Here is a 15,838-nt window from a genome sequence, read left to right on the forward strand (position 1 = left end):
CACTTGAGGACGATTCTTTGACACTTTCCGCCATGCCCGCCGCCTCCCCGCTACCGACGCAGCGCGTCTACTACTCGAGCACCTACGTCCGGCTGCTGTTCGACTATCTGTCCGGGCAAGGGCGCGACGCGGCGCGCGTGCTCGGCGAAGCGCGGCCGCCGGAGGACGATCGCGGCCTCACGCTGTACGCGAGCGCGCACTGGCGGCGCCTGCTCGAACACGCCGCCGATGCGCTCGGCGATCCGTTGCTCGGGCTGCACGTCGGCCAGCGGATCTCGCCCGCGCATCTGGGCGCGCTCGGCTATGCGCTGCATGCGTGCCGCGACGCCGGCGCGGCGCTCGCGCGCTGGCAGCAATACGAACATCTGATCGCGAACGTCGCGCGCATGGAAGTGCGTGTCGAAGCGGCATCGGTCGCGATCGAATGGCACGATGCGCCCGAACCGCTCGGCGCGCTCGTCGACGAAGTGGCGCTCACCGCGATCGTCCAGTTCGCGCGGAACATCACCGGCACGCACGACGGCCCGGCCGAAGTGTGCTTCGTGCATCCGCCGCCCGTCGACACGCAGCCTTACGCCGACTACTTCGGCTGCCCGGTGCGGTTCGGGCAGCCGGTCAACCGGCTTGCGTTTCCGTTGCACCTGCTTGCGCAACCGCTACGCCAGCCCGACGATGCACTGCTGCAGATGATGGAACGGCAGGCGAGCGCGCTGCTCGCCGAGTTGCGGCAGACCGACGATCTCGAACAGTCGGTGCGCGAGGCCGTCGCACGGCTGCTCACGCGCGGCGAAATAAGCATCGAACAGGTCGCATCCGACATGCACGTGTCGTCGCGCACGCTGCATCGGCGGCTCGCCGAACTCGGGCTCAATTTCCGGACGCTGCGCGAAGACACGCGGCGGCGGCTCGCGATCGATTACCTGAACGATCCGCGCCTGACGCTCGCGGAAGTCGCGTGGTTGCTCGGCTATTCGGAACACAGCGCGTTGACACGCGCGTTTCGTCGCTGGACGGGCGAATCGCCGCAACAGTGGCGCAGCCGCCAACCGGCACGCGCCACGAACGTCGCGCGTGGATGAAGCCGCGTCGATGACGACGCGGAAGACAGGGACGAATGGCGCGGCGATCCCCGAACTCGGCCTGCCCGGCGATGTCGAACGAACATCGCCGGAGATTCAAATGAAACGCACCGCCCCGCTCATCGCCCTGATCCTGCTCGCCGCGGCCAGCTTGCCGGCCGCCGCCGATACCGGCGCGGGCAATGCCGCCGCACCGGTTGCCCGGGAAGCGCGGAATTGCGTGCCGTCCTCGAGCGCCAGCCCGACGTCGAAAACCCCGCCGATTCGCGTGTGCGTCAGCGATTCCGATACGCAACTGAACCTGCCCTGGTTTCTGACCGACGTCCTTACCGCAGTGAACACGCGCCAGTCGCCGCGCGACCTGCTCCACAAGATGCGCGACGATTTCTGACGCGCGGGCGGCCCGGCGGGCGAATCGACACGTCCGCCGCCCTCGGGTATCTCCTGACCCTGAAAAAAAGAACCCAGCACAACGCAGGTTGGACGACGTTCGCTGCAGATTGACGGCAAATCCCGATGCCGCCGCGCTACGCGAATATCTCCTGTTGAGAGTCAATCGCAAAATTACACCGTTTGTTGAGTAACAGCATTTCGTAATTGCGCGTCGCGTCTTATACTTGCCGCGCACCATCCTCGTGCCAAGAGAAGGTGTCTTCTGTCCCGGCCGTACCACGATACGGCCGGGTTTTTTTTCGATGCGCGACTTCAATATGCATGCGGAATCAATGTATGTTCTGGAGAAACGCCGCGATGCCACGGCACGCGCGTCACCCGCATAGAATCGATTTGCGTCCCGATATCGACGCGTGCCGCCGTGGCCCGGCCAGGCACGACGAATGCTCCGCGCCAGTTCATCGACCGGTTCGACAGGCATCCCCATGCATGCAACAACAAACGCGCCCCGAGGAACGTCAACACCGAGCCCGAAGCCCGCGTTCCAGCGCAGCGGCGCATGGCCCCACATTCTCTTTTCCATTGTCCTGATCGTCTGCGTGGTCGTGCTCGCGGCAAGCGTCATCGTGGCCGATCGGCTCGCGCGCGAAGCGATTGCCCGACACGAGCGCGTCGTCGCGAACGACATCGTGTTCTCGGTCGACCGTATCCTGGACGGGATCCGCACGCGCAACCCGGACGAACTGCTGGCGCTCGTCGGGCAGCCATGCGCGGCGGTTTTCAGAACGCTGGCCGAAGTGAGCACCCGCCTGCGCTACCTTCGCGCGGTCGCACTGGTCAACGACGGTCGCGTGTCGTGCTCGTCCGCACTGGGTGCGATCGACCTGCCGCTCGACGCGTACCTGCCCGCGCCGAAGCCGGACACCACGGTCGTCACGCTGCTGCCGCAGACGCCGTTTCAGCATGGCGTTCCCGTACTCGCGGCGCTGCGCTCGACCGGGCCGGGATCGGGCGTGCTGTATCTGGTCGAAGGCGACTATCTGTCCGACATGCTGGCGCACGGCACCCGCTTCGGCGCGGAAACGGCCACGCTGTCGGTCAATGGCGCGGGCGGCCTCGATCAGCAGGGCGCGTTCGTGCCGCAATCCGCCGTCACGCCGCCGAACGGCAGCGTGATCGCATCGAGCCGCTGGCCGTTCACGGTCCGGGTCACCTCGTCGGAACAATACGTATCGCAGGTGCAGCGGAACTACCGGCTGATCTTCGTGACGATCGCGCTGCTGATCGACGGCCTGGTCGCAGCGGCATACCTGCTCGCGATGGCGCCGCGGCGGCTGTTGCTGAAGGCGGTGCGCAACGCGCTCAAGCGCAACGAATTCCATGTGGTGTACCAGCCGATCGTCGACGTCCAGACGCGCAGGACCGTAGGCGTCGAGGCGCTGCTGCGCTGGCAGCACCCGAAATGGGGGACGATCGGCCCGGCCGTGTTCATCCCGCAGGTCGAGTCGAGCTCGATCCTGCCGAAGGTGACCGAATTCGTGGTGCGGACGGCAGCATCGGAACTGACCGGCCTGACGCCGTCGATGCCGCTGCGCATCGCGGTCAACATCGCGCCGAAGGATCTTGAGCGCCCGCGCTTCGTGTCCATCGTCGAAGAGACGATCCGCCAGTTGCCGCCGGGCTTCACGCTGGTGCTGGAAGTGACGGAGCGCATCCTGCTCGAGAAGAACGCGCGCACCACCGCGATGTTTCTTGCGCTGCGCGCGAAAGGCGCGAAGTTCGCCATCGACGACTTCGGCACGCATCACAGCAATCTCGACATGCTGTCCCGCTTTCCGTTCGACTACGTGAAAATCGACCGCCAGTTCATCTCGCAGTTGAAGACCGGCAACGCAAGGCTGATCGAAGGGATCGCGGCGCTCGCGCACCACTACGACCTGAAGATCATTGCCGAGGGCGTGGAAACAGAAGAACAACATCGGGCGCTGCACGCGGTCGGGATCCAGTATGCGCAGGGCTATCTGTATCAGCGCCCGCAGCGGCCGGAAAACCTGAAGCGCGATTTCACGGCGATGACGGCCTGAGCGGCGGCCGGCGCCGCGGACGGCCGTGACGATGCGCGCGCCAGGGGCGATCCTGTTGCGCGCCGGGCATTCGCACCTGTATCCCCGGCTGCATCGTCGCGGCGGCAGACATGCCTGCGCACCTCGCGACACCGCATCCCGCGGTGATCGAATTCGCGGATGGCCCGGGTGCGACGGCAACGCTATCGCAGCGGGAACACGACGCGCCCGAACTCGACGTGGACGAATACATGAGGAGCAAGCGCCATACGGTCGTCGCGCGACGGCTTCCTGCCACCTGATGCCATCGGCATGGACATGGGCGGGAACCGCGCGACAGCGCTAAAATCCGCCGCCTGGGCATCCACGACGAGCAAGCGTTTTGACGGAGTTCGAGCAGGGTTTCATCCTCACCCGCCACTGGCGGGACACCGCATCCGGCATCGAGATCGAGTTCTGGCTGGCAACCGAACACGGCCCGCGCCGCGTGCGGCTGCGCCCGCAGGAAGCCGTCGCGTTCGTGCCGGCCGAGCAGCAGGCGCTCGCCGAACGTGCACTGGCCGGCGAACGCGATGCCGAACTGCGCCCCCTTGCGCTGCGCGATTTCCGCCAGCGCCCGGTCGTCGGCCTCTACTGCCGGCGCTATCGCCACCTGTCCGGACTCCAGAAGCGCCTCGCCGCGGCCGGCGTCGACGTCTACGAAGCCGACGTGCAGCCGCCCGACCGCTACACGATGGAGCGCTTCATCACGGCGCCCGTGCGGTTTCGCGGCGTGCCCGGCCGCGACGGCACGCTGGCCGACGGCGAACTGAAAAGCGCGACCGGCTATCGCCCGGCGCTGCGCTGCGTGTCGCTCGACATCGAGACGAGCGTCCACGGCGAGCTGTATTCGATCGCGCTCGAAGGCTGCGGGCAGCGACAGGTCTACATGCTCGGCCCGCCGAACGGCGACGCGCCCGCGCTCGACTTCCGGCTCGATTACTGCGACAGCCGGCCCGAGATGCTCGCGCGGCTCAATGCGTGGTTCGACGAGCACGATCCCGACGCCGTGATCGGCTGGAATCTCGTGCAGTTCGACCTGCGCATCCTGCACGCTCATGCGGAGCAGTACGGCGTGCCGCTGAAGCTCGGGCGCGACGGCAGCGCGCTCGACTGGCGCGCGCACGGCCAGCAGCCCGACCACTTCTTCGCGGGCGCAGCCGGCCGGCTGATCCTCGACGGCATCGACATGCTGAAATCGGCGACGTGGACGTTCCCGTCGTTCAGCCTCGAATACGTGTCGCAGTCGCTGCTCGGCGAAGGCAAGTCGATCGACAATCCGTACCAGCGGATGGACGAGATCCAGCGCCGCTTCGATCACGACAAGCCCGCGCTCGCGCGCTACAACCTGAAGGACTGCGAGCTCGTCACGCGCATTTTCGACAAGGCCGACCTGCTGTCCTTCGCGCTCGAACGCGCGACCGTCACGGGCCTCGCGGCCGATCGTACCGGCGGCTCGGTCGCGGCGTTCACGCATCTGTACCTGCCGCGCATGCACCGGCTCGGCTACGTCGCGCCGAACCTCGGCGACGTGACGGGGCAGAACAGTCCCGGCGGCTTCGTGATGGATTCGCGGCCCGGCCTGTACGACTCGGTGCTCGTGTTCGACTACAAGAGCCTCTATCCGTCGATCATCCGCACGTTCCTGATCGACCCGGCCGGGCTGATCGAAGGGCTCGCCCATCCGGGCGACGATACCTCCGTGCCCGGCTTTCTCGGCGCGCGCTTTTCGCGCACCGCGCATTGCCTTCCCGACATCGTGCGGCGCGTGTCGGAAGGCCGCGACGAAGCGAAGCGGCAGCGCAACGCACCGCTGTCGCAGGCGCTGAAGATCATCATGAACTCGTTCTACGGCGTGCTCGGCTCGACGGGGTGCCGGTTCTTCGATCCGCGCCTCGCGTCGTCGATCACGATGCGCGGCCACGAGATCATGCATCGCACGCGCGAGCTGATCGAAGCTCAGGGATACGAAGTGATCTACGGCGACACAGATTCGACATTCGTGTGGCTCGGGCGCGCGCACGACGACGACGAAGCCGCCGGCAAGGGCCGCGCGCTGGTCGAGCACGTGAACCGCTGGTGGCGCGCGCACCTGCACGATCGCTTCGGGCTGGAGAGCGCGCTCGAACTGCAGTACGAGCGGCATTACCGCCGCTTCCTGATGCCGACCGTGCGCGGCGCGGAGGAAGGCAGCAAGAAGCGCTACGCGGGCCTCGCGCTCGCGGCGAACGGCGGCGAAGACCTCGTGTTCAAGGGGCTCGAGACGGTGCGCACCGACTGGACGCCGCTCGCGCAAGCATTCCAGCGCGAGCTCTACCGGCGCGTGTTCAAGCGCGAGCCTTACCAGGACTTCGTGCGCGACTACGTGCGCCGCACGCTCGCCGGGGAATTCGACGCGCAACTGATCTATCGCAAGCGCGTGCGCCGGCCGTTGAGCGAATATCAACGCAACGTGCCGCCGCACGTGCGCGCCGCGCGGATCGCCGACGAATTCAACCAGGCGCGCGGCCGGCCGCTCCAGTATCAACGCGGCGGCTGGATCAGCTACGTGATGACGACGGCCGGCCCCGAACCGCTCGAAACGATGCGCTCGCCGATCGACTATGCGTTCTACGTGAGCCGCCAGCTGCAGCCGGTCGCCGATGCGATCCTGCCGTTCCTGCGGGACGACTTCGAACGCGTGATTTCGGGGCAGGGGCGGTTGTTCGGCGACTGACGCGATCGCAACGCGACGCCCCCATCGCGCCGCACGGTTGCGCTCGCAACCGCCTCGCGCCCTTCCTGCCCTTCATGGCGGCGCACCCGCACTGATCGGCATTCATGCCAGCTCTTGCGCCCGGCGATAAGTCACACCGCTTGGCCCGAAATGAGCAAAGAGGTCGTTGAAGCCGGAATCGATGGCGGTGCTGTAACGCAGCGGCATCGGTGCATCGCGGGCCGGAACGCACGCGCCCGTCCGGCTAGAATACCGGCCTGCCGCGCCATCCGCCGCGGCCGGAGGATATTCATCATGACCGCACGCCGCGGTGCCGAGGTCGCCATTGCGCCCGGTCACGAGACAGCCAGCCTGTCGAAAGCCCAGAAAACGTTCAATACGCTCGTCAAGCAGATCGAAAAGCGACGCGAGCGGCTCGGCGCATGGGAAGCCGTCATGCCGGCGTTCCAGAAGAAATTCGTCGACGCTCTGTTGCCGCTCGAACAGCAATCGACTGCGCTGCGGATCCGGCTGATCCATCTGCTCGACGACGCGTTCCTGCGCAAGGGCTTGAGCAAGGCCGAGCAGCGCACGCTGTCCGACCTGATCGCGAACAGGGCCGGCGATTTGCTGAACGTCAGCGACGACGCCGGGCTGAAGGCCATTTACGACCGGCATCGCGCCTTCGCGAACGTCGGCAACGCAGCGGCCGATCCTGAGCCGATGAAACCGGAACCCGAACCGGCCCCGACAGAGGATCTCGACACGCTGTCGCCCGACGAACTCGCCGAGCGAATGCAGGCCGAACTCGACGCCCAGTTCGAGCGCGACATGGCCGCTCACGCGGCCCGCGAGGCCCGGCGCGCGAAGCGCAAGAAAGCACCGAAGCAATCGGCCGCGCAGGCCCGGATCGAAGCCGAGCAGGCCGAGTCGAGCAAGTCGATCCGCGAGATCTATCGCAAGCTGGCCAGCGCGCTGCATCCCGATCGCGAAACCGATCCGCAGGAACAGCAGCGCAAGACCGTGCTGATGCAGCGGGTCAACCACGCTTATGCGAAGGGCAATCTGCTGCAACTGCTCGAACTGCAGCTGGAGATCGAACAGATCGACCGCCGTGCGATCGAGGGACTCAGCGAAGCGCGGCTCACGCGTTACAACGGCATCCTGGAGGAACAACTGCGCGAGCTCGATCAGGAGATCGAGCACGTCGAGCGCGATTTCCGGCGGACGTACGGCATCGCGTCGTCGATCAAGATCGCGCCCGATACCGTCCTGCGCATGCTCACGCGCGACATTGCCGGCATGCAGCGCAGCAACCAGGACCTGACCGTTGCGCTGCGCGAGTTCGAGGATCCGGATCAGGTCAGGGACTGGCTGAAGGATCTGAAGCGGCGGCCCGCATCGTCGCGCTTCGGCGACGATTCGTACTGAGCGCTCCCGTTCACGTCACTGCGTCTCGCCCATTCCCCCCATCAGCGTCATCAACTGCTCCCGCAGCCACTGACTGCCCTGATCCTGATCGGCGCTGCGGTGCCAGTAGCAGAAGTATTCGAGCCCCGGCATCTCGAACGGCAATTCGAGAATCCGCGCCGGATAGCGCTGCAGCAGCCGCAGCGGCGCCGTCAGCGCCAGATCGCCGCGCATCGCGATCAGCGGTGCGACCATGTAGTGCTGCACGCGCATCTGGATATTGCGACGCAGCCCGAGCCGCGTCAGTTCCGCGTCGACGTACCCGCTGCCCTTGCGGCGGCTCGACACGTGGATATGCCCCATCGACAGGTAGTCGTCCATGGTCAGCGTGTCGCCCTTGAACGGGTGTTCATCGCGAATCATGCACGCGTAGCGGTCGCGCACGAGCAGCGCCTGGTGCAGGTGCGGATCGGCGATCAGCGGCGCGTCGATCGCGATGTCGACGGAGCCGTTGGCAAGCGCGGTCGCGACTTCGCGGCGGTCCATCGTATAGCTGCGCACGTGCATGCCGGGCGCATGCGTCTGCAGGAGTTCGCCGAGCGCCGGCAACAGCAGCGCCTCGGTCAGGTCGCTCATGCTGAGCCGGAACACGCGTTCGGACGAAGCCGGATCGAACACGTCGCCTTCGTGCGCGCTCGAATCGAGCAGCTGCAGCGCCTCGCGCACGCGGCCGACGATGTTTTCGGCCATGGGCGTCGGCATCATCCCGGCCGGCGTGCTGACGAACAGCGGATCGTTCAGCGTCTTGCGCAGCCGCGCCAGCGCGTTGCTGACGGCCGGCTGCGTGAGGTTCAGCACCTCCGCCGCGCGCGTCAGGTTGCGCTTGTTGTAGATCGCCTCGAATACGACGAACAGGTTCAGATCAATCTTCGAAAGGCGCATCGCCGGATCTCCTTGCCGGCATCTTAATACGGCGTGCGCCTCCCGTTCGCCCACGTCGCCCTTCCCCGCGGCGCGCCGCTCAACCGCGCGGCGGACGCGTCAGGTACGGCTCGGTCGACCCGCGCACGGCATCCTTGATCTCCATGCGCGCGATCGCCTGCAGGTGCACCTCGTCCGGGCCATCGGCGAAGCGCAGCGCACGGCCCCACGTCCACAGATCGGCGAGCGGCGTGTCGGGGCTCAGGCCCATCGCGCCGAACACCTGCATCGCGCGGTCGCACACGTCCGTATAGACGGTCGGCACGAGCGCCTTGATCATCGAGATCTCCTTGCGCGCCGCCTTCGCGCCGACCTTGTCGATCATCCACGCGGCCTTCAGCACCAGCAGGCGCGCCTGGTCGATCTCGATGCGCGAGCGCGCGATCCATTCGCCGATCGTGCCGTGCCGGTTCAGCGGCTTGCCGAACGCCTCGCGCGACTGCGCGCGGTCGATCATCAGCTCCAGCGCGAGCTCGGCCGCGCCGATCGAGCGCATGCAGTGGTGAATGCGGCCCGGGCCGAGACGCGCCTGCGCGAGCGCGAAGCCGCTGCCTTCCTCGCCGAGCAGGTTGCGCGCCGGCACGCGCACGTTGTCGAACGTGATCTCGCAGTGCCCTTCCGGCGCGTAGTGATTGACCACCGTGATGTTGCGCACGATCGTCAGGCCCGGCGTATCGCGCGGCACGAGGATCATGCTCTGCTGCTGGTGCGTTTCCGCATCGGGGTCGGTCTTGCCCATCACGATGAAGATCCTGCAGTTCGGATGCGCGGCGTTCGTGATGAACCACTTGCGGCCGTTGATCACGTAGTCGTCGCCGTCGCGCTCGATGCGCGTCGTGATGTTGGTCGCGTCCGACGACGCGACGTCGGGTTCCGTCATCGCGAACGCCGAGCGGATCTCGCCGCGCAGCAGCGGCAGCAGCCACTGTTCGCGCTGCTCCGGCGTCGCGAACATGTGCAGCAGCTCCATGTTGCCGGTGTCCGGCGCATTGCAATTGAACACTTCCGACGCCCAGCCCACGCGCCCCATGATCTCGGCGAGCGGCGCATATTCGAGGTTCGTCAGGCCCATGCCCGGCTCGTCGTCCTTCAGGTGCGGCAGGAACAGGTTCCACAGCCCTTCGGCCTTCGCGCGCTCCTTCAATTCTTCCATGAACGACACGGGGTATTGCCCCGCATGCACTTCCTCGTTCCACTGACGGATACGCGGCACGATGTGCGCATCCATGAACGCGCTCACGCGTTCGCGCAGTTCTTCCACTTTCGGGGTGTAGCCAAAGTCCATGATCGACTCCTCGAGATTCCGTGTTCCGTTCGTTCGGTTCAGAAGGCCGAGACGCCGCCGTCGACGGCGACGGCCTGCCCGGTCAGATAGGTGTTTTCCTTCGCGCACAGCGTGAGCATCGTCGCGACGATTTCTTCCGGGCGGCCGAGCCGCTTCATCGGCGAGCCCTGCGCGAGGAAGTCCTGGCGCTCGCCGATGTCGCTGTCGGTGACCATCGGCGTCGTGCTGTAGAACGGGCACACCGCGTTCACGCGAATGCCGTGGCGCGCGTATTCGAGCGCGGCTGTCTTCGTGAGCCCGACCACCGCGTGCTTCGACGCTGCGTAGGCGGCCAGCTTCGGCGCGCCGCCAAGCCCCGCCATCGACGCGACGTTCAGGATCACGCCTTCGCGCTGCGCGAGCATCTGGCGGATCTGGTGCTTCATCCCGAAGAACACGCCTTTCGCGTTCACCGCGAAGCTCAGGTCGAGATCGGCTTCGTCGGTATCGATCAGCGCCTTCAGCGGCGGCGCGATGCCAGCGTTGTTGATGCCGACGTCGAGCCGCCCGAAGCGCGCGACCGCCGCCTGCACCAGCGCCGCGACCTCCACTTCGATCCGCACGTCGCAGCGTTGCGCGATCACGTCGGCGCCGGCCGCGCACAGCGGTGCGGCCACGCGTTCGAGCGCCGCATCGTTCAGGTCGCCGAGCGCGAGCCGCGCGCCCATCGCGGCCAGCTCGCTCGCGAGCAGCGCGCCGAAGCCGCTCGCGGCGCCGGTGATCATCACGGCCTGCCCGGCGTAGCTGTCGTGTTTCATCGCGCGCTCAGATCGTCAGGCCGCCGTCGACGACGATGCATTCGCCGTTCGTGTAGCTCGACGCGTCCGACACGAGATACAGCACCGTGCCGGCCATCTCGTTCGGCTCCGCATGGCGGCGCAGCGGGATCTTCGCGGTCCAGGTCTCGTAGATCTCCTTGTCCGCGAACAGTGCGCCCGCGAACTTCGTCTTCGTGAGGCCCGGCAGCAGCGCGTTCACGCGAATGCCGAACGGCCCGCACTCCTTCGCGAACGCCTTCGTCATGTTGACCACCGCGGCCTTCGTGATCGAATAGATGCCTTGCCGGTCGCCCGGCTGCAGCGCATTCACCGACGCGGTGTTGACGATCGCACCGCCGCCGTTCGCCTTCATCAGCTTGCCGGCCTCGACCGACATGAAGAAGTAGCCGCGGATGTTCACGTCGACCGTCTTCTCGTATGCGGCGAGATCGGTATCGAGGATGTGCCCGAAATACGGGTTCGCCGCAGCGTTGTTCACGAGGATGTCGAGCCGGCCGTGCTTGCCGCGAATCGTCTCGAACGCCGCCGCGATATCCTCCATCCGCCCGACGTGGCAAGCCAGCGCTTCGGCACGGCCGCCCGCCGCGACGATTGCGTCCGCAACTGCCTGGCAATCGTCGAGCTTGCGGCTCGATACGATCACGTGCGCGCCCTGCTGCGCCAGCAGCTTCGCGATTTCCTCGCCGATGCCGCGGCTTGCGCCCGTCACCAATGCGATCTTTCCCGTCAGGTCGAACAGGTTCGTTGCCATGTCGTCGTGCTCCTCCATTGATGTGTTTGGCCGTGCCGCCGCGCGGCGGCTGCGGCGATTCCGGTGTTCAGCGCTGCGCGCCGATCACGCCGACGGCCATTTCGGCCAGCCGGCCGGCCATCGCGCCGACGCGCAACGCCTGCTCGCTCGACGCATTGCCCTTTAGCGCGCGTGCCTTCACGCCCTGCGCGATCGCCGCGAGCCGGAAGAAGCTGAAGGCCAGATAGAAATGCCAGTCGCGGATCGGCTCGATCCCGCGCAGTTCGCAATAGCGCGCGACGATCGCCGCTTCGTCGGGAATCCCGAGTGCCGCGCGATCCTGGCCCGCGAGCCCGCGCACCTGGCCGCCCGACGGCAGCCGCAGGCACATGCAGAAATACGCGAGATCGGCGAGTGGATTGCCGAGCGTCGACAGTTCCCAGTCGAGCACGGCCTGCACGCGATAGCCTTCGCGCGCGAACATCAGGTTGTCGATCCGGAAATCGCCGTGCACCAGCGCGGGCCGGCCCGTGTCCTCGGGGCACGCTTTCGGCAGCCAGTCGATCAGCGTCTCCATGGCGTCGAGGCGCTCCGTTTCCGCCGCGCGATACTGCTTCGTCCACACGCCGATCTGACGCTCGAAGTAGTTGCCGGGGCGGCCGTAGTCGGCCAGGCCCACCGCGTCGACGTCCACGTCGTGCAGCGCGGCCATCGTGCGCAGCAGCGCGTCGTAGCAGGTCGCGCGCTCGTCCTTCGGCAGTTCCGGCAACGCCGGATCCCAGAAGATCCGGCCGTCCTCGAAGCTCATCACGTAAAACAGGCTGCCGATCACGTCGCGGTCTTCGCAGAGGTGATACGGATGCGCGACCGGCACCGCGGTGCCCGACAGCGCGCTCAGCACGCGGAATTCGCGATCGACCGCATGCGCGGATTTCAGCAGCTCGCCGGGCGGCTGGCGGCGCAGCACGTAGCGGCCGCTCTTCGCGCGCAGCAGGAAGGTCGGGTTCGACTGGCCGCCGGCAAACTTCTCCATGTCGAGCGGGCCTTCGAAACCCGCTACGTGCGCTTCCAGATAGCGCGTGAGGCGGGCTACGTCGAGGGGCTGGGAAAGGGTCGTCATCGTCGCGATCGTTCGTGGGTCAGCCGTAGGTTCGCAGCGCATGTCGTTCGGGATCCTCCAGATGCGGGATGCCATTGAACGACGCGAGGTGGAACGCATCGGCGTTGAAGAAAAACTGCGAAAGACTGCTGTTGCGGATCTGCAGGTTCAGCGCGATCGCGCTCGACGGCGGTGCGTCGAGCACCTGCTGCACGGTCACCGCGATCGGGCCGCCGGAACTCACCGCGAGCACGCGCTGGCCGCCGCCGTGGCGGATCGCGGCGCGCGCGTCGGCAACGCGCTGCCGGAAATGCGCCCAGGTTTCGGGGGCCGAGTCGCCGAGCTTGTCGTCGGCCCACAGGTACAGCACCTGACGGAGCGCGCGAAAATGCTCCTTCATCGAGCCGGCCGCGAGCCGCGCGATCTCCGGATAGTCGCGCTCGGCTGCCGCGAACAGCCCGTGGAAGTCGTATTCGTTCAGGCCGGGATGGCGGTCGACCGGCGCGCCTTCATGGCCCATCCCGCGCAGGATCGCATCGACCGTCTGCGCGTGCCGGTTCATCGTGCCGCAGATCACGCGGTCGAATGCGAGGCCCTGCCGCGCGAAGTATTCACCGAGCCAGACGCCTTGCCGCTCGCCCGCGGCAGACAGCCGGTCGTAGTCGTCCGTGCCGAACGACGCCTGCCCATGCCGTACCAGAAAGAGTTCAGCCATTGCCTGCCCTGCCCGCCTGAGGGAAACCGAAGGCCCAGCATAGCGACCGGATCTACATTTTTGAAATTTATTTTCTGAATCATTCAGTATTCATCGCATGAATTCCATCCGGACAGACAGTGCGCTTGCGCCGGCCTTCGACCGCACCCCGCGTCGAGGCACGCGAATTGCGACAGCCGCCACCGTCATGTCGAACACGTCCAGGGGGGGTGCGATGCTCGGTACGATCCTTATCATCATCCTGATTCTGATGCTTATCGGAGCATTTCCTTCATGGCCGCACAGCAGAAGCTGGGGTTACTGGCCATCGGGTAGCGTCGGGCTCATCGTCATCATCGTCGTGATACTGGTGTTGCTGGGGCGCATCTAGGCAGGAGGGCGCGTGCCGTCGAACGGTCGCGCCTTCCTTTTTCGTCGTCGTGGCTTCTTTACAAAAGCAAGCGATGAACGGCAAACCCGGCAGTGCTCACCGGGCTGCGCATCGGCGCCGGCGACCACGTGGTCAAGCCGTTCAATCCCGCCGAAGTCGTCGTCGCGCCCGTCTCGCGCCCGTCTCGCGCCCGTCTCGCGCCCCACGCGCACGAGCGGCGGCTCGAAACCCGGCAGCGTGTATTCCGCGACCGGCATGGTCGATTTCGCCTCCGGCCCCTGTACGACGACGGCCCGCACCGCGCCGGCCCGGTCGAACTTCAACCGCGTGCCCAGGGTCGCCCGACGCGGCGCTTCCAGCGTCACGCAAACGAATTCGAGCACGAACACGGTAACGAGCGGCACCAGCGGCAGCCGGAACGAATAACCGTTGCGGCCATGCCCCGGATCCACCGTATCACCGGCGACAGTTGCCAGAAACGGCTGTCCCTGCGGCGTGAAAGTTGTTGTTCCATGTCCATCCATTCCCGACTGTCCGATACGGCTTCGTCACTTCATCATCGCAGCGCGGCGGCACCGGCAGCATCAGCATCCGCGTCGATGCGCGCGCCCGCCGCACGACCATTCCGCATCATGTCGTGAGCGCCCGTGGAAAACCCGCGGCACGTCCGCTCCTGCGCCCGGGCGCGGCGAAACCGAATGCCGCAGGTTATCAATTGATCCAAAAGATTCATTAGACGGTGCATCGTCCGGCGCGCGATGCTGGCCCCGCCAGTGAACGCGGCGTCATTGCAACGCCGCGCACGACCTTGGAGCGAGACACATGACTACCGATCATCGTCAACGGCGCCACACGCTGTGGCTGCTGTGCGCGCTTTCGTTCATCCTCTACGTCGACCGCGTGAACCTCGCGACCGCGGCCGGTGCGATCAAGTCCGAACTCGGGCTATCGAACACCGAACTCGGCGTCGCCTTCTCCGCCTTCGCGTACTCGTACGCCGTCTGCCAGGTCTTCGGCGGCTGGATCGCCGACCGCTTCGGCGCACGCATCACGCTGATCGGCTGCGGGCTGATCTGGGTCGCATCGACTTTCATGACGGGCCTCGTGCACAGCCTCGCCCTGCTGTTCGCCGCCCGACTGCTGCTCGGCATCGGCGAAGGCGCGACGCTGCCCGCGCAGGCGCGTGCGATCACGCACTGGTTCTCGCGCGAACGGCGCGGCGTCGTGCAGGGTTTCACGCATTCGTTCTCGCGGCTCGGCAACGCGGTCACGCCGCCGATCGTCGCCGCACTGATGACGTGGCTGTCGTGGCGCGCGGCGTTCTTCGTGATCGGCGCGGTGACGCTGGTGTGGCTCGCGTGGTGGATCGCAGGCTTCCGCGAATACCCGCTCGGCGACGATGACGGCCGCGCGCGCGCCATCGCGCGGCCCGCGCCGCCGTCCGGTCCGACGCCGTGGGGGCCGCTCTTCCGCCGGATGGCGCCGACGATCTTCGTGTACTTCTGCTACGGCTGGACTGCATGGCTGTTCTTCACGTGGCTGCCGACGTTCTTCCTGAACGGCAAGGGCCTCGACCTGAAGTCGACCGCGCTGTTCGCATCGGGCGTGTTCTTCGCGGGCGTGGTCGGCGACACGGTCGGCGGCTGGCTGTGCGACCGCATCTACCGCAAGACCGGCAACCTCGCGCTGTCGCGCCAGAGCGTGATCGTCGCGAGTTTCGCCGGCGCGCTCGTGTGCCTGCTGCCGCTCGCATTCGTGCATTCAACGGCCGGCGTCGCGCTGTGCCTGTCCGGGTCGTTCCTGTGTCTCGAACTGACGATCGGGCCGATCTGGGCTGTGCCGAGCGACATCGCGCCGAAGCACGCCGGCATCGCGAGCGGGATGATGAACGCCGGCTCGGCGGTCTCGGGGATCCTGTCGCCGATCCTGTTCGGCTATCTCGTCGACCGCACCGGCAGCTGGACGGTGCCGTTCATCGGGTCGGTCGCGATGCTGCTGATCGGCATCGTCGCCGCGCTGCGGATCAGGCCCGATCGCGCGCTGTCGGAAGCCGCGCCGTCGCTCGCCGAAGCGCCGGCCGCGCCGTCGGTGCGCTGAAGCGGCGCGCGCCGGGTTCGCCTGCCTCAGCCGCCTCGCCGGTGTCGCCATCACGCTTAACCGC

At 66.8% G+C, this 15,838-nt stretch carries 15 protein-coding genes; 8 read left to right on the plus strand and 7 right to left on the minus strand.

What is annotated here, in order from left to right; all coding sequences use genetic code 11:
• Window positions 1-32 precede the first annotated feature (32 nt).
• From DIE13_RS24810 to DIE13_RS24830, 6 genes are all read left to right on the plus strand, one after another.
• Window positions 33-1,079 (plus strand): AraC family transcriptional regulator, encoded by a 1,047-nt coding sequence (locus DIE13_RS24810; RefSeq protein ID WP_124829735.1) that lies wholly within the window; start codon window positions 33-35, stop codon window positions 1,077-1,079.
• Window positions 1,080-1,179: 100 nt separating this feature from the next.
• Window positions 1,180-1,470 (plus strand): hypothetical protein, encoded by a 291-nt coding sequence (locus tag DIE13_RS24815; RefSeq protein WP_124829761.1) that lies wholly within the window; start codon window positions 1,180-1,182, stop codon window positions 1,468-1,470.
• 445 nt (window positions 1,471-1,915) lie between these two features.
• Window positions 1,916-3,556, plus strand: a complete 1,641-nt coding sequence (locus DIE13_RS24820) for a cyclic diguanylate phosphodiesterase (RefSeq protein ID WP_124829736.1) — start codon at window positions 1,916-1,918, stop codon at window positions 3,554-3,556.
• A 110-nt stretch (window positions 3,557-3,666) separates the two neighbouring features.
• A complete protein-coding gene (locus DIE13_RS33010) occupies window positions 3,667-3,837 on the plus strand; it encodes a hypothetical protein (protein ID WP_175751130.1) in 171 nt (56 codons plus the stop codon).
• Between the two features lie 80 nt (window positions 3,838-3,917).
• On the plus strand, window positions 3,918-6,290 hold the full coding sequence (locus DIE13_RS24825; RefSeq protein WP_124829737.1) for a DNA polymerase II: 2,373 nt from the start codon (window positions 3,918-3,920) through the stop codon (window positions 6,288-6,290).
• Window positions 6,291-6,584: 294 nt separating this feature from the next.
• Window positions 6,585-7,700, plus strand: a complete 1,116-nt coding sequence (locus DIE13_RS24830; RefSeq protein ID WP_124829738.1) for a J domain-containing protein — start codon at window positions 6,585-6,587, stop codon at window positions 7,698-7,700.
• 15 nt (window positions 7,701-7,715) lie between these two features.
• On the opposite strand, the gene DIE13_RS24835 is transcribed toward DIE13_RS24830, so the two are convergent.
• From DIE13_RS24835 to DIE13_RS24860, 6 genes are all read right to left on the minus strand, one after another.
• Window positions 7,716-8,621 (minus strand): LysR family transcriptional regulator, encoded by a 906-nt coding sequence (locus DIE13_RS24835; RefSeq protein ID WP_124829739.1) that lies wholly within the window; start codon window positions 8,619-8,621, stop codon window positions 7,716-7,718.
• 79 nt (window positions 8,622-8,700) lie between these two features.
• A complete protein-coding gene (locus DIE13_RS24840; protein WP_124829740.1) occupies window positions 8,701-9,945 on the minus strand; it encodes an acyl-CoA dehydrogenase family protein in 1,245 nt (414 codons plus the stop codon).
• Between the two features lie 38 nt (window positions 9,946-9,983).
• Complete coding sequence (locus DIE13_RS24845; protein WP_124829741.1) at window positions 9,984-10,742, minus strand: SDR family NAD(P)-dependent oxidoreductase; 759 nt, start codon at window positions 10,740-10,742, stop codon at window positions 9,984-9,986.
• Window positions 10,743-10,749: 7 nt separating this feature from the next.
• Window positions 10,750-11,514, minus strand: coding sequence for an SDR family oxidoreductase (locus DIE13_RS24850; protein ID WP_124829742.1), 765 nt, complete (start codon window positions 11,512-11,514; stop codon window positions 10,750-10,752).
• Window positions 11,515-11,581: 67 nt separating this feature from the next.
• A complete protein-coding gene (locus tag DIE13_RS24855) occupies window positions 11,582-12,613 on the minus strand; it encodes a phosphotransferase (RefSeq protein ID WP_124829743.1) in 1,032 nt (343 codons plus the stop codon).
• A gap of 19 nt (window positions 12,614-12,632) precedes the next feature.
• On the minus strand, window positions 12,633-13,307 hold the full coding sequence (locus DIE13_RS24860) for a histidine phosphatase family protein (protein ID WP_124829744.1): 675 nt from the start codon (window positions 13,305-13,307) through the stop codon (window positions 12,633-12,635).
• 214 nt (window positions 13,308-13,521) lie between these two features.
• Here DIE13_RS24860 and DIE13_RS24865 point away from each other — a divergent pair, with 214 nt between their 5' ends.
• Entirely contained in the window at window positions 13,522-13,677 is a 156-nt protein-coding gene (locus DIE13_RS24865) for a DUF3309 family protein (protein WP_124829762.1), read from the plus strand.
• Here the strand turns inward: DIE13_RS24865 and DIE13_RS33520 are convergent.
• Window positions 13,674-14,201, minus strand: coding sequence for a hypothetical protein (locus DIE13_RS33520; protein ID WP_244097727.1), 528 nt, complete (start codon window positions 14,199-14,201; stop codon window positions 13,674-13,676). The two genes, DIE13_RS24865 and DIE13_RS33520, sit on opposite strands and share 4 nt — an antisense overlap.
• Before the next feature lie 298 nt (window positions 14,202-14,499).
• Here DIE13_RS33520 and DIE13_RS24875 point away from each other — a divergent pair, with 298 nt between their 5' ends.
• A complete protein-coding gene (locus tag DIE13_RS24875) occupies window positions 14,500-15,774 on the plus strand; it encodes an MFS transporter (RefSeq protein ID WP_124829745.1) in 1,275 nt (424 codons plus the stop codon).
• Window positions 15,775-15,838: the final 64 nt, after the last annotated feature.

The sequence above is a fragment of the Burkholderia sp. Bp9016 genome (assembly GCF_003857765.1).
Lineage (GTDB): Bacteria > Pseudomonadota > Gammaproteobacteria > Burkholderiales > Burkholderiaceae > Burkholderia.